Origin of the sequence: Methylophaga sp. OBS4, from assembly GCF_026319305.1 — a bacterium.
Classification (GTDB): Bacteria; Pseudomonadota; Gammaproteobacteria; order Nitrosococcales; family Methylophagaceae; genus Methylophaga.
On record NZ_JAPDMV010000020.1, the window covers coordinates 16,145 to 39,470 of the forward strand.

Genomic DNA, 23,326 nt, shown 5'->3' on the forward strand with positions numbered 1-23,326 from the left:
AATGAATCGTCTGTTCAAATACCGCCACACCGCCTCCGCCCTGGCCGTCGCTGCCACCCTGGCATTGCCCGCCAACGTACAGGCCCAGACCGCGGACGCAACCGAGCTTGAGACTCGCGTTTCCGAACTCGAACAGGAGCTCGCGCAAACCCGTGCACAACTCAAAGCCGCACAGGCCGGTGAAAGCAAAGCCAAGGAACAACTCGCAACGGTCGAAGCTGCCTCCGCCAAAGCAACGGCCGAAGAGGCCTCCGCCAAATCCGATAAAATCGCCTTCGACCTCTTCGGTGGCACGCTGAACGTCGGTGGTGCAATACGCGCCAACTTCGCCGTCGGCGACTACGGGGACTCTGCCAGCGGCGCGCCTTCCCGTGCCTGGGGGGACGACGGCAACTTTGAGTTAGACACCTACCGTATCAACATGGACTACGCGAACGGTCCCATTCTGGGCAAACTGGAATACCGCTGGTACAACGGCTACAACTTTCTACACACTGGCTGGCTAGGCTACCAGTTTGACGATGACAGTCAGCTACAAGTGGGTGTCAACCGGGTGCCCTTCGGCCCTGGTCCTTACGGCATTGCCCAGAGCTGGTTCTTTGATCAGCATTACTACGTGGGCCTGGCAGACGATATGGATCTGGGGGTGAAATACAGCACTGGCTTCGGCGACTGGGCCTTCGATGTTGCCTACTACTACGCAGACGAAGGGCACTATAGTGGAGGCAGTCATGACAGCTCACGCTACTCCTACGACGTAGTGAACGAGTCAGACAACGGCTATGAAGAGCGCAACCAGTTCAACCTGCGTGGTATCTACAGCCTCAATGCTGCCATACCCACCGACCTGGGCTTCTCCCTGCAGTACGGCCAACTGGATAGTAAAGGTGCCCAGGACGACGGTGATGCCTATGCTGGCTCCCTGCACATGGTTAATAAATTGAACAACTTCACCCTCGCTACCCAAATCACCTACTATAATTTCGACGTGGACTCAGCCCAGCCGCTGGGCACTGATGATTTGGTGCAGTTCGGTGCCTATGACTTCCCCAACACGGTGGCTGCAGAAGGCTGGATCCCGGCCATTTCTCTGAGCTACTACAAGGCCACGCCCAACATTGCTTGGCTGGATTATGTGATTCCTTACATTGAATACAGCACCATCGTGAAGGAAGAGAGCAGCTTCAACGATAGCGAACTTGTCAACCTGGGTGCAGCCTGGGCCAGTGGCGGCTGGTATATCTACACCGACCTGTCCTTCTCCAACGGCAATGAATTTATCGGCGGCGATACGGCTTTCGGCGACCGCCTCGGGGCCAATGCCGACGATGACTGGCAGACCCGCTTCAATATCAACTTTGGCTACTACTTCTGACAAAACGGCCGCTCCGGTGACTTGAGTTTCACTCTCCGGAGCGGCACGTCTAACATCGCGGCGCAAATGACGAATTTGGCATGAATTGCGTCGCATGCAGTCAAGTCCGTGCAGCCAGCTACGCTAAAAATGTTTAGGTGCGTTTGCAACCTGTCGGACTTAAGAGTTTGTAGCAAGGAAAAGTCCGGTTGGGGTCAGTTTCTCCGCGTTTCCGAGGCGAATAGTCGCTCTCTTTAAACGAGGGAACGCGGAGAAAATGGCCCAATCCGGCTGTGCAGCAGCAGAACATTTTGTCCCTGACAGACTGCTATTAGCACATTTTGTCGCGGTTCGGAATCCTCCGGCGAACGGCCTATATCAATATAATAAATACAGAAGGAGAGACCTCAATGAGCGTCAGTGAAACCACTACTCTGGAACCAGGAGTAGACAACAAACAACTATGGGGGCTGGATTTCCATAATCCGGTCTTTCCAATTACCGCAGTCATGATCGTATTGTTCATCATTTACGCGCTGTTTGATCCGGCACGAGCCAGTGCGCAAATGGTCGCCGTACGCACCTGGAATATTGACCATTTCGCCTGGCTGTTCATGATCGCGGGCAATCTCTTTGTCGTGTTCTGTTTAGCACTCATCCTGCTGCCGGTAGGCAAAATCCGGCTGGGTGGCGCGAATACACGTCCTGAGCATTCAAGGGTATCCTGGTTCGCGATGTTGTTCGCGGCCGGCATGGGCATCGGCTTGATGTTCTGGAGCGTCGCTGAACCGGTGGCCTATTACACCGACTGGTACGGCACGCCCCTGAACGCCGCGGCAAGAACAGCAGAAGGCGCAACGGCAGCAATGGGCGCTACCATGTTCCACTGGGGTCTGCATCCGTGGGCGATCTACGGCATGGTGGCTGTTTCCATCGGCTTTTTCACCTTCAACCTGAGACAACCGCTGTCACTGCGTTCCGCCTTTTTTCCTCTAATCGGCTCGCGCGTACGTGGTTGGGCTGGGCACATCGTCGACACCATTGCGGTGCTGGCGACACTGTTCGGTCTTACAACCTCGCTCGGTCTCGGTGCAATGCAGGCTGCCGGTGGGCTTCACTTTCTCACCGGCATCGAGAACACCCTTGGCCTCCAGCTAGTGATTATCGCTGTCGTCACTGGTGTCGCATTGGTTTCCGTCTGGCGAGGTATTAATGCCGGGGTTAAAGTGCTCAGCAACGTCAATATGGTGATCGCTGCGGCGCTGCTGGTGTTTGTTGCCTTTGCCGGGGGCTTTATCGCGTTCTTGAAGGGACTGGGCACCACCTCCAGTGCTTATGCCGAGTATCTGCTGCCTTTGTCAAACTGGATCGGACGTGAAGATCAGACTTGGTTCAGTGGCTGGACAGTGTTCTACTGGGCCTGGTGGATATCGTGGTCGCCTTTCGTCGGCGTCTTTATCGCGCGCATTTCGAAAGGACGCACCGTGCGCGAATTGCTGGCCGCGGTGCTGATCGTACCGACGCTGGTCACCATCGTGTGGATGACCGCCTTCGGCGGCAACGCGTTGGCCCAATCGGCCGCGGGCATCGGCGAACTGGCTAATGGCATCGGCGACGTGTCACTCGCCATGTTCCAGATGCTCCAGAACCTGCCGTTAAGCGCGCTCACCTCGACGCTGGCGATCATGCTCGTACTGATCTTCTTCGTCACTTCGGCCGACTCCGGTTCACTGGTGATCGATAGCATCACCGCTGGTGGTAAGACCGATGCCCCTCGTGGCCAAAAGTTAATGTGGGCCACAATGATCGGCGCTGTTGCCGCCATTCTGCTGTCGGCAGGTGGTAAAGACGCACTCAATGCCTTACAGGCTGCTTCAGTAGCCACGGGCCTACCCTTCACCATCGTATTGCTGCTGATGATGATCGGCCTTTACAAGGCGCTGCATCAAGAGCGCTATGCCAAGAGCGCTACAGCCGCGATAGCTGAAGAAGTGTGACAACGCCAGTACCGGTGGCATCACCTAGGTACAGCTAGTAATTAAGGGCCGCTATCTTTTCCCTTTTTAGTGAAGGACTAGGTAGCGGCCCTTTTTTATTGTGCGCGGATTCAACGTATAAATTCAGCAGGTGAGTTTATCCCGAGGGATACCTGATTCCGGCGTAAGGACACGCCTTAAATTAGATTATTGAGTGCTAAACCTAGACTGGATAACACTAAAATGAGATTTGCCGGATTTTTCCAATTCTGGCTGGACCTAATACGGGGTCAGGGTCAAACCACGGGCATTATTACTAAGCTGAGGTTGGATTAAAGACTGGGGGCAGGTCACCTTGTCTGTTTCAAACAGTCAGGACCATGAGAAGAGTCTGTGTGATCTAATAAGTTAGCTGTGCTGGTGTTCCGGTTCATAGCTGAAGCTCCTCAAAACTTGGTGGCGTGCTTAACCCGTCACCATGGATAACACAGAATGACGTTTCTGAATGGTTGATAAACTTTTGGTTTTGACTTTGATTTATATTGTTTTATCTGAAGTGTAAGTAGCTTCTTTACTATCAATGATTATCGCTTTCAAAACCCCTGGTCCATTAGGCTTGAACGTAAAATGCACACTAGGATCTTCACTGAAAGAAATACCCATATCTACACTAAATAAAGACTGTTCAGCATAATTTACGGACATTGTTTTTACATAATGTGCAGGAATATAACGTCTGGTCTGTTGGTCGAACTGTAAGCCATTATAATTTGGGTGGCTGATCATAACCTGGACCGGAACTTCATGACCTATTTCAGGCTTACGCATTCTAATTTGCATTTTACCTAGACGTGACTTAACGGCTTCTGGGTCTTTTTGTACCGGTGCACTACAGCCACCTGATGCTTTCACAAAACGCGATACCATGTATAACGCACCGTCATTCATTTCAACAATAGCTCGGACATTAGAATATTTCTGAAAGCGCATGCGAAACGTCAAATTTACCTGCTCCATAGTTGGAGTAAGATGAAAATTGGCGGAATAAGGATCTGGATTATCATCTATTAGAATGTGAATATTTTTAATATAACTTTCCGCTGTCTGAGGTTTAAGTGATTTAAGCGTCAGCGGCACGATCGCAGCATCTTCTGCACGCGATGGTGCATCCAAAATCAGCCAATCATCTGCATCGGTTAAGATCGTTTTATTCTCAAAATATATCTCTTTAAGAACTGGCCACATCTCTTCTTTTTCTGTTTCAGCGTGAGCTGTATTTAAAAGAAGTAATGCAATTGGTATCGCCAAAAATAAGCTACGTAAATAATAGTTAAACATGTTAATTCTCCTTATTCCCATTCCAACTCGGTAAATGCAGACGTGATATTGCGTTTGTGATATTCATCAAACATCAGCCATTTATTTTTTTCGCTCACGCCAACATTTTCAGTTGCCTGATTGATGGTGCCCATATCATTGATAATCTCTCGAACTTGTTGACGAATCAGGATGAAGTAATCCTTTTCCGTTTCCAGCGCTGCTTTCCAGTCTTGATGAAGTACCGGGCCGTGGCCAGGGATTACAGTTGTGATATCCATTCCCTTCAATTCCTCTATTGCATCCAGCCAGCCATTAATACTTCCATCCAGTGCTGGAATACGCTCAACAAAAAGCAAATCACCTGTCCACATCGTTTTGGTATTGTTGTCCAGAACCACCAAATCGTTATCGGTATGGGCTGTGGGGAAAGCAATAAGTGTCAGTTTTCGCTCCCCTAAATCGATAATCTGAGACACGCCAACATTGACTAATTGGGTAGGTGCAATAAACTCAGCATTCCCGTATACATCACCAAGAATTTCCTTGAACCTGGTTTCATAGAAATTGCCTCTTGCGGCGATAGCTGCAGGTAATTTGGCACTGCCGACAAAAGTGGTTTGGGGGTTTCCGAATACAGCATTTCCCAGAACATGGTCAGGATGAACATGCGTGTTGATGACATAGCAAATCGGTAAATCACTCTGTTTTCTGATTGCTGCAAGTAATGATTTTCCTTCGAGATAACTACCACCGGTGTCGATTACTGCAATGCAATCATTGCCTATAATAAAACCGACATTGGCAATTTTGCCTTGGTTTGTCTCAGTGGCATCCTCATGTATTCCTTCATGGAAAAAAACACCTTCGGACACCTCATTCACCACATAACCATTACCAGCATATGTTATTTGCGCCGTCACACTCACCATCAATAAGCAGTATTTCACAAACAATTTCACAGGATTTTTAGTTAGGTAAGGCATCGTCACCCTCCTTCTTTTCAGCCATTTTGAACACAAATGCTCGTGTTAAAACATTGGCTTCAAGATTTGTTTGACTTCAGAGATACTATTAGCTGGGAAACCACCTTTTTCGGCATGTTCTCTAATCGTATCGGCATCTGGTGCACGATAAATACAATAGATTTTATCGTCGGTTACATAGCTCTCAACCCATTCGATTCTAGGGCCCATATCTTTTAATACGCAGCAAGATGTCTCTGTAATCTGGTCATATTCTTCTTGTGTCAATTTACCTGCACCAGAAATTTCTCGTTCTATTACAAACTTTTTCATTATTGATCTCCTTGTATATAAGCGACCGGTCGTCTTTATTTTGGTTCTAAAAAAAAGCCTTTTGGCTTTTGTTGTTAATTAGTGATGTAGTGATCCAGAAGCTCTGTAGAAAATCGCTGCAACGGGATGATTGATTGTTCAATTTTCATATGGAGTAATGCTCCCTGCCAGGCATCGAAAAGCAACCTTGCCATGGTTGCAGGAGAAATATCGGTACGAACAATTCCTTGTTGCTGTGCTGATAGCAGCCCCTGTTCCAATAATGTGCAATATTGATTAATTGCGGCTTTCAAAGCTTGACGACAGACATCACTAACACCACCGATCTCGCCCATCAAATCGCCCAGTAAACAGCCTCCTTTGAAATCGGAATTTTCCAACTCTTGTGTCAAGGAATCAAAATAAGCTTTGATCGCTGCTAAGCCATCAAGCTCAGAATTATTCAGGTAAGACTGTAACCGAGTTATGAATGGCTCAATATAATGCGTGATCGCCTCTGCCGTAAAATTCTCTTTACTCTCAAAATAACTATAAAAAGAACCTTTGGGCACATTCACCGTATCCAGCAGTAGTTTCACACCTGTGCCGTGATAACCGTGCATCATCATCAGCTGAATACCCTGATTGAGGATTTGTTCTCTTTTAAATTCTTTTAGATTTGCCATAGCGCTAAAATACGACCGGTCGCCTTTTAAGTCAAGTACATGATTGAAAGAAATTATGAATAGCCACTATTTAGTATTGAGAGTCTCTTTAAAAAGCGTCATCAACCAGCAGTGAGATATCTCATAGCCCCTAATTGGTGAAGCTTTATGCACAACAGCGTGCGATGAAACAGCAACAGACTCTGGAATCCTCAGGAAATCTGCCCGAGTTCTCCAGACATATATCCGTAGAAAATAAGTAGATTCAGGTTTAAATCTTCCTAACAATCTCATCAAACTAAAATAGCAGCTTACGTTTCTTAATGGCCTTGCGAATCACGCTGATAAGCGACTCAATTGCATTGTTATATTCCACTTTCAATCTCGCTTTGGAGTTTTTCAAGCTCATCAAGAATACGAAGAAATTTGGTGCCGAACTCGGTTACTTTATATTCAACACGGGGTGGCGTTTCGTTGTAGTTAACACGTTCCAAAATACCAAATTCTGCATTCTTTCTTAGGCATTCATTGAGCACTTTGGTAGTTAAACCCTCCACGTTGCGAACCATTGCTCCAGGCCGGTTGATGCCATTCGCCAGAAGTTGATAAACCGTGAGCGACCACTTACAACCGTAAATAGTCTCAACCATACGGGCACTTTTCTCGGGGGCTGATTTCCTCAAAAATATTTTTCCCTTTGCTTTCATCAATATGTACCAATAAGTACCTACCGCACCAAATTGTGCCTAATTTTCAATAGCCTACGAATTTCATAATCTATGTCAACACCTTAATATCTACCTGTGGAGGTAATCAGATGGAAAACATGACCAGTCCTTTGGCCTTGATCGTAGGCGGCTCTAGTGGAATGGGTTTAGCGACTGCAAAGCAGTTGCTCAAACGCGGCATTCATACGCTAATTATTGGCAGCTCATCTTCGAAATTGGAAGCTGCTAAGAATGATCTTTTTGGAATGGGCCACATTAAAACACTCCAGACAAACCTGTACGAAGCCAGCGACGTTCAACGCATAATTGATTTTGTGGCAAATAACGACCGCCATATTAAATATTTTGTAAATGCAGCGGGCAAATTCAAACCAACACCATTCCTTGAACATGAGAGCAAGGATTACGACGCTTACATGGAGCTAAACCGTGCTGCATTCTTCATCTCTCAAGCTGTAGCCAAAAACATGGTATCAAATGGTGGCGGTTCCATTGTGCATGTTGGCTCAATGTGGGCAAAGCAAGCCATCAAAGCCACGCCCTCATCAGCGTATTCCATGGCTAAAGCTGGCTTACATGCATTAACGCAACATATGGCAATGGAATTGGCTGATAAGAATATTCGTGTCAATGCCGTTTCACCTGCGGTTGTGAAGACCCCTATTTACGAATCCTTTATTGAACCGAGTGAAATCGATGAAACCCTTGCCACATTTGATAGCTTCCATCCGATTGGAAGGATCGGCACTTCCGAAGATGTTGCCAATGCGATTAGCTTCTTGCTCAGCAGTGATGCAAGCTGGGTAACAGGTGCCATTTGGGATGTGGATGGTGGTGTAATCGCTGGCCGAAACTAACTCCCTTGGTCGGAACGAACTGAAAAGATTTGTGAAACATTTTCCTAGCTCCACTGAATGTCCTGAATTTCTGCTGACTCTGAAAGTACCGCAGAAAACATCAAGCAGTGGAGTCATCATCTCAACGAAAAATGAGCGAAAAATGTTGGGGCAGAGGAATAATTCAAATACATTCTATGATGATTGTAAATTTTTACTCTGCCCCAAATAGCTAAACAAGGAGCCTACTATGACCCTGCCAAGCCGTGTGTTTCTCTATGTCGAGCTTCAATTATCCGCACCTTTCACCGAGGATCTGTGGCGGGAGATCAATCAAGCTATGCATACGGTAGCGGGAATGCGAAGCAAAACCTGGTTGAGCGGCATCAACAACTATTCCGTCGGCGGTTTCTACGAGTTTGACTCTGTTCAGAACGCCCGTGCCTACGCCGAAGGCATGTTGGCCGACTTTGCCAAGGCTGCAGACGCCAGCCTCAGCGTCAAGCTGTTTGATGGCGATGTAGTAGCCGAGGCGAGCAAAGACATGAATTCGCCCTACTTCGCCACCTGACAGATACGTCGGCCTAACTGGCGTAAGGTACTCCCGGTTGCGTGGACTCAACGAGGCCACGCATTTCGTTGAGGGTCATGAGGTACTACCGCATCGGAACACCGGGTCTTCTGGTGCGTTTCATCTGGATCAGCTCTCTATATGTTTTCTAACTATAAAGGATGTCTACTTTTCTTGGGTGACCTGAAATAAAAAGTGAAATTAAAAGCGCGGAGATTGATTGGGCAATCAACCTCCGCGGTTTTAATGCAAGGGGCCGGGTGAGGCAGAACTACCTTTCAACCACCAGGTTTCCCAACGGTTTAGAGCAGCAGGGCAAAAACAGGCCCTGATCGATTTCGCGCTGGCGAATGCCACCTCCGTGTTTTATCTCCACTTGACCAGAAATCAGCCTGCTTTTGCAGGTGCCACACAAACCTTTGCTGCAAGATGATGGCAGCCTCAGTCCGGCTGCACGTGCAGCATCGAGAACAAATTGATCCGGGCCGCATTGCACGGTGATGCCGCTTTTTGTCAGTTCTACTGAGAAGGTATCCGGGTTTGTTGTATCGTCACCGTTGCCAGTGCTTACATTGATCATTGTCTCGGCTTGAACTTCCGCTGGAAGCTCATCAAAGGTGAAGCTTTCCTCGTGGTAATGGCGCATATCAAACCCTGCTCCTGCGAGCATATCACGCACGGCAGCCATGTATGGTGGCGGGCCACAGGTAAACACTTCTCGCGCCATAAAGTCTGGCGCAATGGCTTGCAGAGCTTCCAGAGTCAGGAATCCGCTGGATATGCGTTGGCCAGGATCCGGATCCGCCTTTTGGCATATAAAAGCCGGGCGGAACTGCGCCTGGTTGAACGCCATTAAATCCAGTTCATGGCGAAAAATAATGTCGTCGGACGTGCGTGCGCTGTGCACAAATACAATATCGTGGTCTTCCGCCAGTTCATGAAAACTACGTGCCATCGACATCAGCGGCGTAATGCCGGATCCGCCAGACAAGAACAAGTATTGACTGGCCGGATGATGGACACAACTGAACTCACCTGCAGGGCCCAGTACCTGAACGCTGCGACCGATCTGCATATGGTCATGCAGCCAGTTGGAAACCAGTCCACCAGGTTGACGTTTGACCGTTATTGAGATCACATCCGGTCGAGTCGGTGATGATGAAATCGTGTAGCTTCGATGGATGGTTTCACCGTCGATATCCAGTTCCAGCGTGATGAACTGCCCTGGCAGGAAGCGGAACAAACCTGGTTGCAGCGGACGGAAAAAGAAGCTTTTAACATCGTGTGTTTCCTGCCTTACCTGGCAACAGACGAGCGTGCCCTCTTCATCACTGTCCCATCTGGATGGTTCGCTTTCCCAATAAAGTGCTGTGTTTTGGCTTTTTTGCATTATCGACATACCTTGATCGGTGCTTCCATAGGCGCTTCAACATTAGGCAGTTCGGCCTCCAGCCGCTGGATGTACCAGTTGGTGAATTTTTCAACCAGCTCTTCGGTGTAGGGCGAGTAGGGGCCCGGCTCATACCATTCGCTGCTCACGCCACGATGGGTACGCTCAACCAGTGTGGAATCCTGCTTGTTGGTGGCACGCCAGACTTCGCTGAGTTGCTTGAGATCGTAATCCACGCCTTCCACCGCGTCCTTGTGTACCAGCCATTTGGTGCGTAGCAGGGTGTGCTCGGCATCCACTGGCAATACGCTGAAGGTGACGATGTGGTCACTCATAAAGTGGTGCCAGGAGTTGGGCTGGGTCCAGAACGACAGGCCGCCCAGATTGCGGTTGGTGAGATCGCCCAGCAGTTTTTGGCAGGCGACTTTGCTGTCCATGGTTTGTGATTCACCGGCTTTGTCCAGCGGCAGGCGCTGGGTGCGGTAGGCAGTGGCACGACCATCGAGCAGGTCAATTTCTGTTGAGGGCAGGCCGCAGGCTTCCCAGCGGGCACCTTCGCTGACGATTAAATCCTGGAATTCCTGCACCTTGTCCGCGTTTTCGTGCGAGGGTTGGTAGCCAAAGCCATACTCATACATTGAGACCGTCAATTCAGGATGGTTGGCCATGCAGTGGTAGCACTCGCGATTGTTTTCCATCGTGAGTTTCCAGTTACCTTCTTCGATGACCTCCTCCTGCCACACCACCTTGCAGTCGGTAAGACGGTGCGGTGTGATGTACGGCTCCATGGCGGCGCGCATTTCTTCAAAATCGCCCGGCGGCTCGTCAGCAAGACAAATAAAGATCAGTCCAGCCACGGATCTCACATGTACCGGCTTGAGATTGTGCTGACTCTGGTCAAATGTTTCGCCCATATGCTCGTTATAGATGAGCTTGCCGGAGAGGTCGTAGGTCCATTGATGGTATGGGCAAACCAGATTACCGACACTGCCTTTGAAATCATCACACAACTGTGAGCCACGATGGCGGCAGACATTGTGAAAGGCTTGGATCGCCATATCATCGTCACGCACGATAATTATCGAGTTATGACCGACCTCTACGCGCACATAATCACCGGGTTCCGGGATATCCGGCTCGACCGCGACATAAATCCAGTGACGGCTGAAAATGGCGGCGATGTCCAGATCGAAGATTTCCTGACTGCGATAAAACGGCGCCTCCAGGGTATAGCCTTTACGGCGCTCGCTAATCAGTCTGCGAATTTCCTTTGATGGGTTCATGAGCTGTCCTCTAAATTTTCTAGAAGTTGATGAGATGATGTTCACGCAAATAAGTGAGGATGACTTGTGCTTTTTCGACAGAATTTCCCTCATTTACGACAAGCCCACCTTTGCTTTCGCTGACGATGGCGGATAGCAGTCGGGCGTGACCGGTTTTTTTATCCTTTGCTTTGAGTTTGGTGGTGGTAAGGCGGGCGGGCTGGCGCTGCCATGGCCTTGCCTGGCTTTCTACTACCGGCATGGGGGAGCGCTGGCTGATGCTGCCTTGCTGCCGTCGCGCATAGGCATAGCTCAGTTCTACCGGCGCCAGTGGATGCACGGCGATGATGGCGGGGCTGTTGACCGCCAGCCGTCGCCTTTTGCCTTTGGGTAAAAACTGCAATACCTCAATACCATGGGTGGTTTTATGGATTTCCAGCACGTTGGCTATTATTGGGCGATCCAAGCTTGCGGCCAGCAGATAAGGCAGCAAGCCGCTGTCTTCGCCGCCTTCCGCGCGGGTGCCGGTCAGGACCAAATCCGCGTCGAACACGGCATCGGCAAGATTGTCCACGATATCCACCTCGGCAACGTTCGGGATCACTTCGATGTGTTCCGCGCCTAGTGCCAGATAGTCGTGCAAGGCGGGATTGTCGGGGTCGCCGACGTGCAACACTTTGAGCTTGCTGGTTAATGCCTGCGCCAGGGTGAGCGCTACGCTGTCATTGCGGCTGTGGCAGGGTTGCCCGCTGAAGGGGTGACGGCTGGCTGAGACCAGTACGGTGATGTTTTTAATATTCATGACTGCGCCTGCTTCACTTCCTCAACAAGCCGTATCAAGCCCTGCATCACCTCTTCAGCATCCCCAATCACCGACAGGTTGGCGCGCGCCACCATGGGGGCGCTGGCGTCGCGGTTGATAGCGATGACATGACGGCAGGCTTTGATCCCCTGCAAATGCTGCACGGCGCCGGAGATGCCGATGGCGATGTAGGTGCTGGCGGTGACCGTTTTACCCGTTGCACCTATCTGTTTGCTGCGCGGGAATTTGCCATCGTCCACGGCGACACGACTGGCGCCGACGGCGGCATCCAGGGTTTGTGCCAGCGTCTCCAGCGTATCCACATGCTGCACGCCATTGCCAGCCGAAACGATGCGATCTGCTTCTTCCAACGCGATGTCGGCGGCTGCTATGGTTTGTACGCCCAGATCTTGACAAGCCGCACTGGTGTTGACACTGGCTTGCGGTGCCGCTTCACGCTTGGCCAGACCGGTAAACGGCAGTTTGCTGTCCACGCTGTCTTTGGCCAGCAGCACGATGTCCGGCAGTGCGCAGCTTGCCATTTGGCTGCCACCTTGCTGCAGGGTCGTTGCCTGTTTGGCATTCAGCTCGACCACATGGGTGGCGGCGCTGAATGTGTTGCTGGCAATCAACCTGCGACCGAGATCACCGTCGCCATAAGCGTTGTCCGGCATGAAGATGCGCACAGGGTGCAGATCAGCGATAACGGCGTTGACGCAAGCCAGTTCCGCCTCCGGCTGAAAGTGCTCACAGCTTAAGTGCTCCGCCACCAGCACCCGGTCGGCACCAGCTTCGCTCAGGTCTTCACGCAGTTCGCCCAGCACCAGCACGGCAACCGCCGTGTTGGCAGCGGCGAGTATGGCGGCAGCGGCCAGCGCTTCGCGAGCATGATCATCCAGCGCGCCGCGATCACTGTGAGCAATCACCAACAGCCAGGTGCCCGGCTCGGCAGGTGTCCGTACCGGCTTGACGGTGGTATGCGTTGGCATGGCCTGATTTGGCGCAGCACCGTCGCCAATCGCGCCCAATACGATGCGGCGCAAGCCTTCAGTGGTGATGATCCACGGGCGGCGTGGGTTGATGCGTTTCAACCTGGAATCCTCAGTTGACCGCTCATTTTGCTTTGAGAAACGCGATGGATACTGATCTTTTGCTGTTTAATGACCTTCCCCTTTCTGGTGACTGCGCTACGTACCCGATTGCACGGCTGGCGAGCCATCTGGCGGCGTTACTCCTCCTTGCAGGGGATGGCCCTGCCGCGTCGTCGTGCCTTGCCAGACACCCCGCCAGCCGCACACTCGGGCACGTCCAACTGAGGATTCCAGGTTGAAACGCATCAACCCACGCCGCCCGTGGATCATCACCACTGAAGGCTTGCGCCGCATCGTATTGGGCGCGATTGGCGACGGTGCTGCGCCAAATCAGGCCATGCCAACGCATACCACCGTCAAGCCGGTACGGACACCTGCCGAGCCGGGCACCTGGCTGTTGGTGATTGCTCACAGTGATCGCGGCGCGCTGGATGATCATGCTCGCGAAGCGCTGGCCGCTGCCGCCATACTCGCCGCTGCCAACACGGCGGTTGCCGTGCTGGTGCTGGGCGAACTGCGTGAAGACCTGAGCGAAGCTGGTGCCGACCGGGTGCTGGTGGCGGAGCACTTAAGCTGTGAGCACTTTCAGCCGGAGGCGGAACTGGCTTGCGTCAACGCCGTTATCGCTGATCTGCACCCTGTGCGCATCTTCATGCCGGACAACGCTTATGGCGACGGTGATCTCGGTCGCAGGTTGATTGCCAGCAACACATTCAGCGCCGCCACCCATGTGGTCGAGCTGAATGCCAAACAGGCAACGACCCTGCAGCAAGGTGGCAGCCAAATGGCAAGCTGCGCACTGCCGGACATCGTGCTGCTGGCCAAAGACAGCGTGGACAGCAAACTGCCGTTTACCGGTCTGGCCAAGCGTGAAGCGGCACCGCAAGCCAGTGTCAACACCAGTGCGGCTTGTCAAGATCTGGGCGTACAAACCATAGCAGCCGCCGACATCGCGTTGGAAGAAGCAGATCGCATCGTTTCGGCTGGCAATGGCGTGCAGCATGTGGATACGCTGGAGACGCTGGCACAAACCCTGGATGCCGCCGTCGGCGCCAGTCGTGTCGCCGTGGACGATGGCAAATTCCCGCGCAGCAAACAGATAGGTGCAACGGGTAAAACGGTCACCGCCAGCACCTACATCGCCATCGGCATCTCCGGCGCCGTGCAGCATTTGCAGGGGATCAAAGCCTGCCGTCATGTCATCGCTATCAACCGCGACGCCAGCGCCCCCATGGTGGCGCGCGCCAACCTGTCGGTGATTGGGGATGCTGAAGAGGTGATGCAGGGCTTGATACGGCTTGTTGAGGAAGTGAAGCAGGCGCAGTCATGAATATTAAAAACATCACCGTACTGGTCTCAGCCAGCCGTCACCCCTTCAGCGGGCAACCCTGCCACAGCCGCAATGACAGCGTAGCGCTCACCCTGGCGCAGGCATTAACCAGCAAGCTCAAAGTGTTGCACGTCGGCGACCCCGACAATCCCGCCTTGCACGACTATCTGGCACTAGGCGCGGAACACATCGAAGTGATCCCGAACGTTGCCGAGGTGGATATCGTGGACAATCTTGCCGATGCCGTGTTCGACGCGGATTTGGTCCTGACCGGCACCCGCGCGGAAGGCGGCGAAGACAGCGGCTTGCTGCCTTATCTGCTGGCCGCAAGCTTGGATCGCCCAATAATAGCCAACGTGCTGGAAATCCATAAAACCACCCATGGTATTGAGGTATTGCAGTTTTTACCCAAAGGCAAAAGGCGACGGCTGGCGGTCAACAGCCCCGCCATCATCGCCGTGCATCCACTGGCGCCGGTAGAACTGAGCTATGCCTATGCGCGACGGCAGCAAGGCAGCATCAGCCAGCGCTCCCCCATGCCGGTAGTAGAAAGCCAGGCAAGGCCATGGCAGCGCCAGCCCGCCCGCCTTACCACCACCAAACTCAAAGCAAAGGATAAAAAAACCGGTCACGCCCGACTGCTATCCGCCATCGTCAGCGAAAGCAAAGGTGGGCTTGTCGTAAATGAGGGAAATTCTGTCGAAAAAGCACAAGTCATCCTCACTTATTTGCGTGAACATCATCTCATCAACTTCTAGAAAATTTAGAGGACAGCTCATGAACCCATCAAAGGAAATTCGCAGACTGATTAGCGAGCGCCGTAAAGGCTATACCCTGGAGGCGCCGTTTTATCGCAGTCAGGAAATCTTCGATCTGGACATCGCCGCCATTTTCAGCCGTCACTGGATTTATGTCGCGGTCGAGCCGGATATCCCGGAACCCGGTGATTATGTGCGCGTAGAGGTCGGTCATAACTCGATAATTATCGTGCGTGACGATGATATGGCGATCCAAGCCTTTCACAATGTCTGCCGCCATCGTGGCTCACAGTTGTGTGATGATTTCAAAGGCAGTGTCGGTAATCTGGTTTGCCCATACCATCAATGGACCTACGACCTCTCCGGCAAGCTCATCTATAACGAGCATATGGGCGAAACATTTGACCAGAGTCAGCACAATCTCAAGCCGGTACATGTGAGATCCGTGGCTGGACTGATCTTTATTTGTCTTGCTGACGAGCCGCCGGGCGATTTTGAAGAAATGCGCGCCGCCATGGAGCCGTACATCACACCGCACCGTCTTACCGACTGCAAGGTGGTGTGGCAGGAGGAGGTCATCGAAGAAGGTAACTGGAAACTCACGATGGAAAACAATCGCGAGTGCTACCACTGCATGGCCAACCATCCTGAATTGACGGTCTCAATGTATGAGTATGGCTTTGGCTACCAACCCTCGCACGAAAACGCGGACAAGGTGCAGGAATTCCAGGATTTAATCGTCAGCGAAGGTGCCCGCTGGGAAGCCTGCGGCCTGCCCTCAACAGAAATTGACCTGCTCGATGGTCGTGCCACTGCCTACCGCACCCAGCGCCTGCCGCTGGACAAAGCCGGTGAATCACAAACCATGGACAGCAAAGTCGCCTGCCAAAAACTGCTGGGCGATCTCACCAACCGCAATCTGGGCGGCCTGTCGTTCTGGACCCAGCCCAACTCCTGGCACCACTTTATGAGTGACCACATCGTCACCTTCAGCGTATTGCCAGTGGATGCCGAGCACACCCTGCTACGCACCAAATGGCTGGTACACAAGGACGCGGTGGAAGGCGTGGATTACGATCTCAAGCAACTCAGCGAAGTCTGGCGTGCCACCAACAAGCAGGATTCCACACTGGTTGAGCGTACCCATCGTGGCGTGAGCAGCGAATGGTATGAGCCGGGCCCCTACTCGCCCTACACCGAAGAGCTGGTTGAAAAATTCACCAACTGGTACATCCAGCGGCTGGAGGCCGAACTGCCTAATGTTGAAGCGCCTATGGAAGCACCGATCAAGGTATGTCGATAATGCAAAAAAGCCAAAACACAGCACTTTATTGGGAAAGCGAACCATCCAGATGGGACAGTGATGAAGAGGGCACGCTCGTCTGTTGCCAGGTAAGGCAGGAAACACACGATGTTAAAAGCTTCTTTTTCCGTCCGCTGCAACCAGGTTTGTTCCGCTTCCTGCCAGGGCAGTTCATCACGCTGGAACTGGATATCGACGGTGAAACCATCCATCGAAGCTACACGATTTCATCATCACCGACTCGACCGGATGTGATCTCAATAACGGTCAAACGTCAACCTGGTGGACTGGTTTCCAACTGGCTGCATGACCATATGCAGATCGGTCGCAGCGTTCAGGTACTGGGCCCTGCAGGTGAGTTCAGTTGTGTCCATCATCCGGCCAGTCAATACTTGTTCTTGTCTGGCGGATCCGGCATTACGCCGCTGATGTCGATGGCACGTAGTTTTCATGAACTGGCGGAAGACCACGATATTGTATTTGTGCACAGCGCACGCACGTCCGACGACATTATTTTTCGCCATGAACTGGATTTAATGGCGTTCAACCAGGCGCAGTTCCGCCCGGCTTTTATATGCCAAAAGGCGGATCCGGATCCTGGCCAACGCATATCCAGCGGATTCCTGACTCTGGAAGCTCTGCAAGCCATTGCGCCAGACTTTATGGCGCGAGAAGTGTTTACCTGTGGCCCGCCACCATACATGGCTGCCGTGCGTGATATGCTCGCAGGAGCAGGGTTTGATATGCGCCATTACCACGAGGAAAGCTTCACCTTTGATGAGCTTCCAGCGGAAGTTCAAGCCGAGACAATGATCAATGTAAGCACTGGCAACGGTGACGATACAACAAACCCGGATACCTTCTCAGTAGAACTGACAAAAAGCGGCATCACCGTGCAATGCGGCCCGGATCAATTTGTTCTCGATGCTGCACGTGCAGCCGGACTGAGGCTGCCATCATCTTGCAGCAAAGGTTTGTGTGGCACCTGCAAAAGCAGGCTGATTTCTGGTCAAGTGGAGATAAAACACGGAGGTGGCATTCGCCAGCGCGAAATCGATCAGGGCCTGTTTTTGCCCTGCTGCTCTAAACCGTTGGGAAACCTGGTGGTTGAAAGGTAGTTCTGCCTCACCCGGCCCCTTGCATTAAAACCGCGGAGGTTGATTGCCCAATCAATCTCCGCGCTTTTAATTTCACTTTTTATTTCAGGTCACCCAAGAAAAGTAGACATCCTTTATAGTTAGAAAACATATAGAGAGCTGATCCAGATGAAACGCACCAGAAGACCCGGTGTTCCGATGCGGTAGTACCTCATGACCCTCAACGAAATGCGTGGCCTCGTTGAGTCCACGCAACCGGGAGTACCTTACGCCAGTTAGGCCGACGTATCTGTCAGGTGGCGAAGTAGGGCGAATTCATGTCTTTGCTCGCCTCGGCTACTACATCGCCATCAAACAGCTTGACGCTGAGGCTGGCGTCTGCAGCCTTGGCAAAGTCGGCCAACATGCCTTCGGCGTAGGCACGGGCGTTCTGAACAGAGTCAAACTCGTAGAAACCGCCGACGGAATAGTTGTTGATGCCGCTCAACCAGGTTTTGCTTCGCATTCCCGCTACCGTATGCATAGCTTGATTGATCTCCCGCCACAGATCCTCGGTGAAAGGTGCGGATAATTGAAGCTCGACATAGAGAAACACACGGCTTGGCAGGGTCATAGTAGGCTCCTTGTTTAGCTATTTGGGGCAGAGTAAAAATTTACAATCATCATAGAATGTATTTGAATTATTCCTCTGCCCCAACATTTTTCGCTCATTTTTCGTTGAGATGATGACTCCACTGCTTGATGTTTTCTGCGGTACTTTCAGAGTCAGCAGAAATTCAGGACATTCAGTGGAGCTAGGAAAATGTTTCACAAATCTTTTCAGTTCGTTCCGACCAAGGGAGTTAGTTTCGGCCAGCGATTACACCACCATCCACATCCCAAATGGCACCTGTTACCCAGCTTGCATCACTGCTGAGCAAGAAGCTAATCGCATTGGCAACATCTTCGGAAGTGCCGATCCTTCCAATCGGATGGAAGCTATCAAATGTGGCAAGGGTTTCATCGATTTCACTCGGTTCAATAAAGGATTCGTAAATAGGGGTCTTCACAACCGCAGGTGAAACGGCATTGACACGAATATTCTTATCAGCCAATTCCATTGCCATATGTTGCGTTAATGCATGTAAGCCAGCTTTAGCCATGGAATACGCTGATGAGGGCGTGGCTTTGATGGCTTGCTTTGCCCACATTGAGCCAACATGCACAATGGAACCGCCACCATTTGATACCATGTTTTTGGCTACAGCTTGAGAGATGAAGAATGCAGCACGGTTTAGCTCCATGTAAGCGTCGTAATCCTTGCTCTCATGTTCAAGGAATGGTGTTGGTTTGAATTTGCCCGCTGCATTTACAAAATATTTAATATGGCGGTCGTTATTTGCCACAAAATCAATTATGCGTTGAACGTCGCTGGCTTCGTACAGGTTTGTCTGGAGTGTTTTAATGTGGCCCATTCCAAAAAGATCATTCTTAGCAGCTTCCAATTTCGAAGATGAGCTGCCAATAATTAGCGTATGAATGCCGCGTTTGAGCAACTGCTTTGCAGTCGCTAAACCCATTCCACTAGAGCCGCCTACGATCAAGGCCAAAGGACTGGTCATGTTTTCCATCTGATTACCTCCACAGGTAGATATTAAGGTGTTGACATAGATTATGAAATTCGTAGGCTATTGAAAATTAGGCACAATTTGGTGCGGTAGGTACTTATTGGTACATATTGATGAAAGCAAAGGGAAAAATATTTTTGAGGAAATCAGCCCCCGAGAAAAGTGCCCGTATGGTTGAGACTATTTACGGTTGTAAGTGGTCGCTCACGGTTTATCAACTTCTGGCGAATGGCATCAACCGGCCTGGAGCAATGGTTCGCAACGTGGAGGGTTTAACTACCAAAGTGCTCAATGAATGCCTAAGAAAGAATGCAGAATTTGGTATTTTGGAACGTGTTAACTACAACGAAACGCCACCCCGTGTTGAATATAAAGTAACCGAGTTCGGCACCAAATTTCTTCGTATTCTTGATGAGCTTGAAAAACTCCAAAGCGAGATTGAAAGTGGAATATAACAATGCAATTGAGTCGCTTATCAGCGTGATTCGCAAGGCCATTAAGAAACGTAAGCTGCTATTTTAGTTTGATGAGATTGTTAGGAAGATTTAAACCTGAATCTACTTATTTTCTACGGATATATGTCTGGAGAACTCGGGCAGATTTCCTGAGGATTCCAGAGTCTGTTGCTGTTTCATCGCACGCTGTTGTGCATAAAGCTTCACCAATTAGGGGCTATGAGATATCTCACTGCTGGTTGATGACGCTTTTTAAAGAGACTCTCAATACTAAATAGTGGCTATTCATAATTTCTTTCAATCATGTACTTGACTTAAAAGGCGACCGGTCGTATTTTAGCGCTATGGCAAATCTAAAAGAATTTAAAAGAGAACAAATCCTCAATCAGGGTATTCAGCTGATGATGATGCACGGTTATCACGGCACAGGTGTGAAACTACTGCTGGATACGGTGAATGTGCCCAAAGGTTCTTTTTATAGTTATTTTGAGAGTAAAGAGAATTTTACGGCAGAGGCGATCACGCATTATATTGAGCCATTCATAACTCGGTTACAGTCTTACCTGAATAATTCTGAGCTTGATGGCTTAGCAGCGATCAAAGCTTATTTTGATTCCTTGACACAAGAGTTGGAAAATTCCGATTTCAAAGGAGGCTGTTTACTGGGCGATTTGATGGGCGAGATCGGTGGTGTTAGTGATGTCTGTCGTCAAGCTTTGAAAGCCGCAATTAATCAATATTGCACATTATTGGAACAGGGGCTGCTATCAGCACAGCAACAAGGAATTGTTCGTACCGATATTTCTCCTGCAACCATGGCAAGGTTGCTTTTCGATGCCTGGCAGGGAGCATTACTCCATATGAAAATTGAACAATCAATCATCCCGTTGCAGCGATTTTCTACAGAGCTTCTGGATCACTACATCACTAATTAACAACAAAAGCCAAAAGGCTTTTTTTTAGAACCAAAATAAAGACGACCGGTCGCTTATATACAAGGAGATCAATAATGAAAAAGTTTGTAATAGAACGAGAAATTTCTGGTGCAGGTAAATTGACACAAGAAGAATATGACCAGATTACAGAGACATCTTGCTGCGTATTAAAAGATATGGGCCCTAGAATCGAATGGGTTGAGAGCTATGTAACCGACGATAAAATCTATTGTATTTATCGTGCACCAGATGCCGATACGATTAGAGAACATGCCGAAAAAGGTGGTTTCCCAGCTAATAGTATCTCTGAAGTCAAACAAATCTTGAAGCCAATGTTTTAACACGAGCATTTGTGTTCAAAATGGCTGAAAAGAAGGAGGGTGACGATGCCTTACCTAACTAAAAATCCTGTGAAATTGTTTGTGAAATACTGCTTATTGATGGTGAGTGTGACGGCGCAAATAACATATGCTGGTAATGGTTATGTGGTGAATGAGGTGTCCGAAGGTGTTTTTTTCCATGAAGGAATACATGAGGATGCCACTGAGACAAACCAAGGCAAAATTGCCAATGTCGGTTTTATTATAGGCAATGATTGCATTGCAGTAATCGACACCGGTGGTAGTTATCTCGAAGGAAAATCATTACTTGCAGCAATCAGAAAACAGAGTGATTTACCGATTTGCTATGTCATCAACACGCATGTTCATCCTGACCATGTTCTGGGAAATGCTGTATTCGGAAACCCCCAAACCACTTTTGTCGGCAGTGCCAAATTACCTGCAGCTATCGCCGCAAGAGGCAATTTCTATGAAACCAGGTTCAAGGAAATTCTTGGTGATGTATACGGGAATGCTGAGTTTATTGCACCTACCCAATTAGTCAATGTTGGCGTGTCTCAGATTATCGATTTAGGGGAGCGAAAACTGACACTTATTGCTTTCCCCACAGCCCATACCGATAACGATTTGGTGGTTCTGGACAACAATACCAAAACGATGTGGACAGGTGATTTGCTTTTTGTTGAGCGTATTCCAGCACTGGATGGAAGTATTAATGGCTGGCTGGATGCAATAGAGGAATTGAAGGGAATGGATATCACAACTGTAATCCCTGGCCACGGCCCGGTACTTCATCAAGACTGGAAAGCAGCGCTGGAAACGGAAAAGGATTACTTCATCCTGATTCGTCAACAAGTTCGAGAGATTATCAATGATATGGGCACCATCAATCAGGCAACTGAAAATGTTGGCGTGAGCGAAAAAAATAAATGGCTGATGTTTGATGAATATCACAAACGCAATATCACGTCTGCATTTACCGAGTTGGAATGGGAATAAGGAGAATTAACATGTTTAACTATTATTTACGTAGCTTATTTTTGGCGATACCAATTGCATTACTTCTTTTAAATACAGCTCACGCTGAAACAGAAAAAGAAGAGATGTGGCCAGTTCTTAAAGAGATATATTTTGAGAATAAAACGATCTTAACCGATGCAGATGATTGGCTGATTTTGGATGCACCATCGCGTGCAGAAGATGCTGCGATCGTGCCGCTGACGCTTAAATCACTTAAACCTCAGACAGCGGAAAGTTATATTAAAAATATTCACATTCTAATAGATGATAATCCAGATCCTTATTCCGCCAATTTTCATCTTACTCCAACTATGGAGCAGGTAAATTTGACGTTTCGCATGCGCTTTCAGAAATATTCTAATGTCCGAGCTATTGTTGAAATGAATGACGGTGCGTTATACATGGTATCGCGTTTTGTGAAAGCATCAGGTGGCTGTAGTGCACCGGTACAAAAAGACCCAGAAGCCGTTAAGTCACGTCTAGGTAAAATGCAAATTAGAATGCGTAAGCCTGAAATAGGTCATGAAGTTCCGGTCCAGGTTATGATCAGCCACCCAAATTATAATGGCTTACAGTTCGACCAACAGACCAGACGTTATATTCCTGCACATTATGTAAAAACAATGTCCGTAAATTATGCTGAACAGTCTTTATTTAGTGTAGATATGGGTATTTCTTTCAGTGAAGATCCTAGTGTGCATTTTACGTTCAAGCCTAATGGACCAGGGGTTTTGAAAGCGATAATCATTGATAGTAAAGAAGCTACTTACACTTCAGATAAAACAATATAAATCAAAGTCAAAACCAAAAGTTTATCAACCATTCAGAAACGTCATTCTGTGTTATCCATGGTGACGGGTTAAGCACGCCACCAAGTTTTGAGGAGCTTCAGCTATGAACCGGAACACCAGCACAGCTAACTTATTAGATCACACAGACTCTTCTCATGGTCCTGACTGTTTGAAACAGACAAGGTGACCTGCCCCCAGTCTTTAATCCAACCTCAGCTTAGTAATAATGCCCGTGGTTTGACCCTGACCCCGTATTAGGTCCAGCCAGAATTGGAAAAATCCGGCAAATCTCATTTTAGTGTTATCCAGTCTAGGTTTAGCACTCAATAATCTAATTTAAGGCGTGTCCTTACGCCGGAATCAGGTATCCCTCGGGATAAACTCACCTGCTGAATTTATACGTTGAATCCGCGCACAATA

At 49.6% G+C, this 23,326-nt stretch carries 24 protein-coding genes; 13 read left to right on the top strand and 11 right to left on the bottom strand.

Annotation, left to right across the window (positions count from 1 at the left end):
- Position 1 precedes the first annotated feature (1 nt).
- Together OMP95_RS07710 and OMP95_RS07715 are read left to right on the top strand one after the other, a co-directional pair.
- Positions 2-1,375: a coiled-coil domain-containing protein gene (locus tag OMP95_RS07710; protein WP_266327615.1), complete on the top strand. Its 1,374-nt coding sequence runs from the start codon at positions 2-4 to the stop codon at positions 1,373-1,375.
- Between the two features lie 389 nt (positions 1,376-1,764).
- On the top strand, positions 1,765-3,351 hold the full coding sequence (locus OMP95_RS07715; protein ID WP_266327617.1) for a BCCT family transporter: 1,587 nt from the start codon (positions 1,765-1,767) through the stop codon (positions 3,349-3,351).
- Positions 3,352-3,867: 516 nt separating this feature from the next.
- Here OMP95_RS07715 and OMP95_RS07720 read toward each other — a convergent pair.
- The 5 genes from OMP95_RS07720 to OMP95_RS07740 all read right to left on the bottom strand — a co-directional run bounded on the left by OMP95_RS07720 (position 3,868) and on the right by OMP95_RS07740 (position 7,296).
- Entirely contained in the window at positions 3,868-4,668 is an 801-nt protein-coding gene (locus OMP95_RS07720; RefSeq protein WP_266327619.1) for a quinoprotein dehydrogenase-associated SoxYZ-like carrier, read from the bottom strand.
- A gap of 11 nt (positions 4,669-4,679) precedes the next feature.
- On the bottom strand, positions 4,680-5,633 hold the full coding sequence (locus OMP95_RS07725; RefSeq protein WP_266327621.1) for a quinoprotein relay system zinc metallohydrolase 2: 954 nt from the start codon (positions 5,631-5,633) through the stop codon (positions 4,680-4,682).
- A 45-nt stretch (positions 5,634-5,678) separates the two neighbouring features.
- Positions 5,679-5,945: a DUF4242 domain-containing protein gene (locus OMP95_RS07730; RefSeq protein ID WP_266327623.1), complete on the bottom strand. Its 267-nt coding sequence runs from the start codon at positions 5,943-5,945 to the stop codon at positions 5,679-5,681.
- Positions 5,946-6,019: 74 nt separating this feature from the next.
- Positions 6,020-6,610 (bottom strand): TetR/AcrR family transcriptional regulator, encoded by a 591-nt coding sequence (locus tag OMP95_RS07735; RefSeq protein WP_266327625.1) that lies wholly within the window; start codon positions 6,608-6,610, stop codon positions 6,020-6,022.
- Between the two features lie 344 nt (positions 6,611-6,954).
- Entirely contained in the window at positions 6,955-7,296 is a 342-nt protein-coding gene (locus OMP95_RS07740) for a winged helix-turn-helix transcriptional regulator (protein WP_266327627.1), read from the bottom strand.
- 110 nt (positions 7,297-7,406) lie between these two features.
- On the opposite strand from OMP95_RS07740, the gene OMP95_RS07745 reads away from it, so the two are divergent.
- Entirely contained in the window at positions 7,407-8,174 is a 768-nt protein-coding gene (locus tag OMP95_RS07745) for an SDR family NAD(P)-dependent oxidoreductase (protein ID WP_266327629.1), read from the top strand.
- 229 nt (positions 8,175-8,403) lie between these two features.
- Positions 8,404-8,724, top strand: a complete 321-nt coding sequence (locus OMP95_RS07750; protein WP_266327631.1) for a YdhR family protein — start codon at positions 8,404-8,406, stop codon at positions 8,722-8,724.
- A gap of 271 nt (positions 8,725-8,995) precedes the next feature.
- On the opposite strand, the gene OMP95_RS07755 is transcribed toward OMP95_RS07750, so the two are convergent.
- From OMP95_RS07755 to OMP95_RS07770, 4 genes are read right to left on the bottom strand one after another with little or no spacing between them, the layout of a single operon-like run.
- Complete coding sequence (locus OMP95_RS07755) at positions 8,996-10,114, bottom strand: hybrid-cluster NAD(P)-dependent oxidoreductase (RefSeq protein ID WP_266327633.1); 1,119 nt, start codon at positions 10,112-10,114, stop codon at positions 8,996-8,998.
- A complete protein-coding gene (locus tag OMP95_RS07760; RefSeq protein WP_266327635.1) occupies positions 10,114-11,397 on the bottom strand; it encodes an aromatic ring-hydroxylating oxygenase subunit alpha in 1,284 nt (427 codons plus the stop codon). Before OMP95_RS07760 ends, OMP95_RS07755 begins: the two co-directional genes overlap by 1 nt.
- Positions 11,398-11,416: 19 nt before the next feature.
- The gene (locus OMP95_RS07765; protein ID WP_266327637.1) at positions 11,417-12,178 is read right to left on the bottom strand and encodes a hypothetical protein; all 762 of its coding nucleotides are present in this window, start codon (positions 12,176-12,178) and stop codon (positions 11,417-11,419) included.
- On the bottom strand, positions 12,175-13,269 hold the full coding sequence (locus OMP95_RS07770) for an electron transfer flavoprotein subunit alpha/FixB family protein (protein WP_266327639.1): 1,095 nt from the start codon (positions 13,267-13,269) through the stop codon (positions 12,175-12,177). The genes OMP95_RS07765 and OMP95_RS07770 overlap by 4 nt, the downstream gene beginning before the upstream one ends.
- Positions 13,270-13,504: 235 nt before the next feature.
- On the opposite strand from OMP95_RS07770, the gene OMP95_RS07775 reads away from it, so the two are divergent.
- The 4 genes from OMP95_RS07775 to OMP95_RS07790 are packed head-to-tail and all read left to right on the top strand — an operon-like array spanning position 13,505 to position 17,778.
- A complete protein-coding gene (locus OMP95_RS07775; protein ID WP_266327639.1) occupies positions 13,505-14,599 on the top strand; it encodes an electron transfer flavoprotein subunit alpha/FixB family protein in 1,095 nt (364 codons plus the stop codon).
- Positions 14,596-15,357 (top strand): hypothetical protein, encoded by a 762-nt coding sequence (locus OMP95_RS07780; RefSeq protein ID WP_266327637.1) that lies wholly within the window; start codon positions 14,596-14,598, stop codon positions 15,355-15,357. Before OMP95_RS07775 ends, OMP95_RS07780 begins: the two co-directional genes overlap by 4 nt.
- A 19-nt stretch (positions 15,358-15,376) precedes the next feature.
- On the top strand, positions 15,377-16,660 hold the full coding sequence (locus OMP95_RS07785) for an aromatic ring-hydroxylating oxygenase subunit alpha (protein WP_266327635.1): 1,284 nt from the start codon (positions 15,377-15,379) through the stop codon (positions 16,658-16,660).
- A complete protein-coding gene (locus tag OMP95_RS07790; RefSeq protein ID WP_266327633.1) occupies positions 16,660-17,778 on the top strand; it encodes a hybrid-cluster NAD(P)-dependent oxidoreductase in 1,119 nt (372 codons plus the stop codon). The genes OMP95_RS07785 and OMP95_RS07790 overlap by 1 nt, the downstream gene beginning before the upstream one ends.
- Before the next feature lie 271 nt (positions 17,779-18,049).
- On the opposite strand, the gene OMP95_RS07795 is transcribed toward OMP95_RS07790, so the two are convergent.
- Together OMP95_RS07795 and OMP95_RS07800 are read right to left on the bottom strand one after the other, a co-directional pair.
- Positions 18,050-18,370, bottom strand: coding sequence for a YdhR family protein (locus OMP95_RS07795; RefSeq protein WP_266327631.1), 321 nt, complete (start codon positions 18,368-18,370; stop codon positions 18,050-18,052).
- Between the two features lie 229 nt (positions 18,371-18,599).
- Positions 18,600-19,367 carry an SDR family NAD(P)-dependent oxidoreductase gene (locus OMP95_RS07800; protein ID WP_266327629.1) on the bottom strand — a complete coding sequence of 256 codons (768 nt, stop codon included), beginning with the start codon at positions 19,365-19,367 and terminating at the stop codon, positions 18,600-18,602.
- A 110-nt stretch (positions 19,368-19,477) separates the two neighbouring features.
- On the opposite strand from OMP95_RS07800, the gene OMP95_RS07805 reads away from it, so the two are divergent.
- The 5 genes from OMP95_RS07805 (at position 19,478) to OMP95_RS07825 (ending at position 22,906) form a co-directional block, all read left to right on the top strand.
- Entirely contained in the window at positions 19,478-19,819 is a 342-nt protein-coding gene (locus tag OMP95_RS07805) for a winged helix-turn-helix transcriptional regulator (RefSeq protein WP_266327627.1), read from the top strand.
- A 344-nt stretch (positions 19,820-20,163) separates the two neighbouring features.
- Complete coding sequence (locus OMP95_RS07810; RefSeq protein WP_266327625.1) at positions 20,164-20,754, top strand: TetR/AcrR family transcriptional regulator; 591 nt, start codon at positions 20,164-20,166, stop codon at positions 20,752-20,754.
- 74 nt (positions 20,755-20,828) lie between these two features.
- Positions 20,829-21,095, top strand: a complete 267-nt coding sequence (locus tag OMP95_RS07815) for a DUF4242 domain-containing protein (RefSeq protein ID WP_266327623.1) — start codon at positions 20,829-20,831, stop codon at positions 21,093-21,095.
- Positions 21,096-21,140: 45 nt separating this feature from the next.
- A complete protein-coding gene (locus OMP95_RS07820; protein WP_266327621.1) occupies positions 21,141-22,094 on the top strand; it encodes a quinoprotein relay system zinc metallohydrolase 2 in 954 nt (317 codons plus the stop codon).
- A gap of 11 nt (positions 22,095-22,105) precedes the next feature.
- Complete coding sequence (locus OMP95_RS07825; protein ID WP_266327619.1) at positions 22,106-22,906, top strand: quinoprotein dehydrogenase-associated SoxYZ-like carrier; 801 nt, start codon at positions 22,106-22,108, stop codon at positions 22,904-22,906.
- Positions 22,907-23,326 lie beyond the last annotated feature (420 nt).

Bases quoted from the DNA above. Each gene is read 5' to 3' on its own strand.
- OMP95_RS07710 (WP_266327615.1), top strand. From the start codon at position 2: ATGAATCGTCTGTTCAAATACCGCCACACCGCCTCCGCCCTGGCCGTC.
- OMP95_RS07715 (WP_266327617.1), top strand. From the start codon at position 1,765: ATGAGCGTCAGTGAAACCACTACTCTGGAACCAGGAGTAGACAACAAA.
- OMP95_RS07720 (WP_266327619.1), bottom strand. From the start codon at position 4,668: ATGTTTAACTATTATTTACGTAGCTTATTTTTGGCGATACCAATTGCA.
- OMP95_RS07725 (WP_266327621.1), bottom strand. From the start codon at position 5,633: ATGCCTTACCTAACTAAAAATCCTGTGAAATTGTTTGTGAAATACTGC.
- OMP95_RS07730 (WP_266327623.1), bottom strand. From the start codon at position 5,945: ATGAAAAAGTTTGTAATAGAACGAGAAATTTCTGGTGCAGGTAAATTG.
- OMP95_RS07735 (WP_266327625.1), bottom strand. From the start codon at position 6,610: ATGGCAAATCTAAAAGAATTTAAAAGAGAACAAATCCTCAATCAGGGT.
- OMP95_RS07740 (WP_266327627.1), bottom strand. From the start codon at position 7,296: ATGAAAGCAAAGGGAAAAATATTTTTGAGGAAATCAGCCCCCGAGAAA.
- OMP95_RS07745 (WP_266327629.1), top strand. From the start codon at position 7,407: ATGGAAAACATGACCAGTCCTTTGGCCTTGATCGTAGGCGGCTCTAGT.
- OMP95_RS07750 (WP_266327631.1), top strand. From the start codon at position 8,404: ATGACCCTGCCAAGCCGTGTGTTTCTCTATGTCGAGCTTCAATTATCC.
- OMP95_RS07755 (WP_266327633.1), bottom strand. From the start codon at position 10,114: ATGCAAAAAAGCCAAAACACAGCACTTTATTGGGAAAGCGAACCATCC.
- OMP95_RS07760 (WP_266327635.1), bottom strand. From the start codon at position 11,397: ATGAACCCATCAAAGGAAATTCGCAGACTGATTAGCGAGCGCCGTAAA.
- OMP95_RS07765 (WP_266327637.1), bottom strand. From the start codon at position 12,178: ATGAATATTAAAAACATCACCGTACTGGTCTCAGCCAGCCGTCACCCC.
- OMP95_RS07780 (WP_266327637.1), top strand. From the start codon at position 14,596: ATGAATATTAAAAACATCACCGTACTGGTCTCAGCCAGCCGTCACCCC.
- OMP95_RS07785 (WP_266327635.1), top strand. From the start codon at position 15,377: ATGAACCCATCAAAGGAAATTCGCAGACTGATTAGCGAGCGCCGTAAA.
- OMP95_RS07790 (WP_266327633.1), top strand. From the start codon at position 16,660: ATGCAAAAAAGCCAAAACACAGCACTTTATTGGGAAAGCGAACCATCC.
- OMP95_RS07795 (WP_266327631.1), bottom strand. From the start codon at position 18,370: ATGACCCTGCCAAGCCGTGTGTTTCTCTATGTCGAGCTTCAATTATCC.
- OMP95_RS07800 (WP_266327629.1), bottom strand. From the start codon at position 19,367: ATGGAAAACATGACCAGTCCTTTGGCCTTGATCGTAGGCGGCTCTAGT.
- OMP95_RS07805 (WP_266327627.1), top strand. From the start codon at position 19,478: ATGAAAGCAAAGGGAAAAATATTTTTGAGGAAATCAGCCCCCGAGAAA.
- OMP95_RS07810 (WP_266327625.1), top strand. From the start codon at position 20,164: ATGGCAAATCTAAAAGAATTTAAAAGAGAACAAATCCTCAATCAGGGT.
- OMP95_RS07815 (WP_266327623.1), top strand. From the start codon at position 20,829: ATGAAAAAGTTTGTAATAGAACGAGAAATTTCTGGTGCAGGTAAATTG.
- OMP95_RS07820 (WP_266327621.1), top strand. From the start codon at position 21,141: ATGCCTTACCTAACTAAAAATCCTGTGAAATTGTTTGTGAAATACTGC.
- OMP95_RS07825 (WP_266327619.1), top strand. From the start codon at position 22,106: ATGTTTAACTATTATTTACGTAGCTTATTTTTGGCGATACCAATTGCA.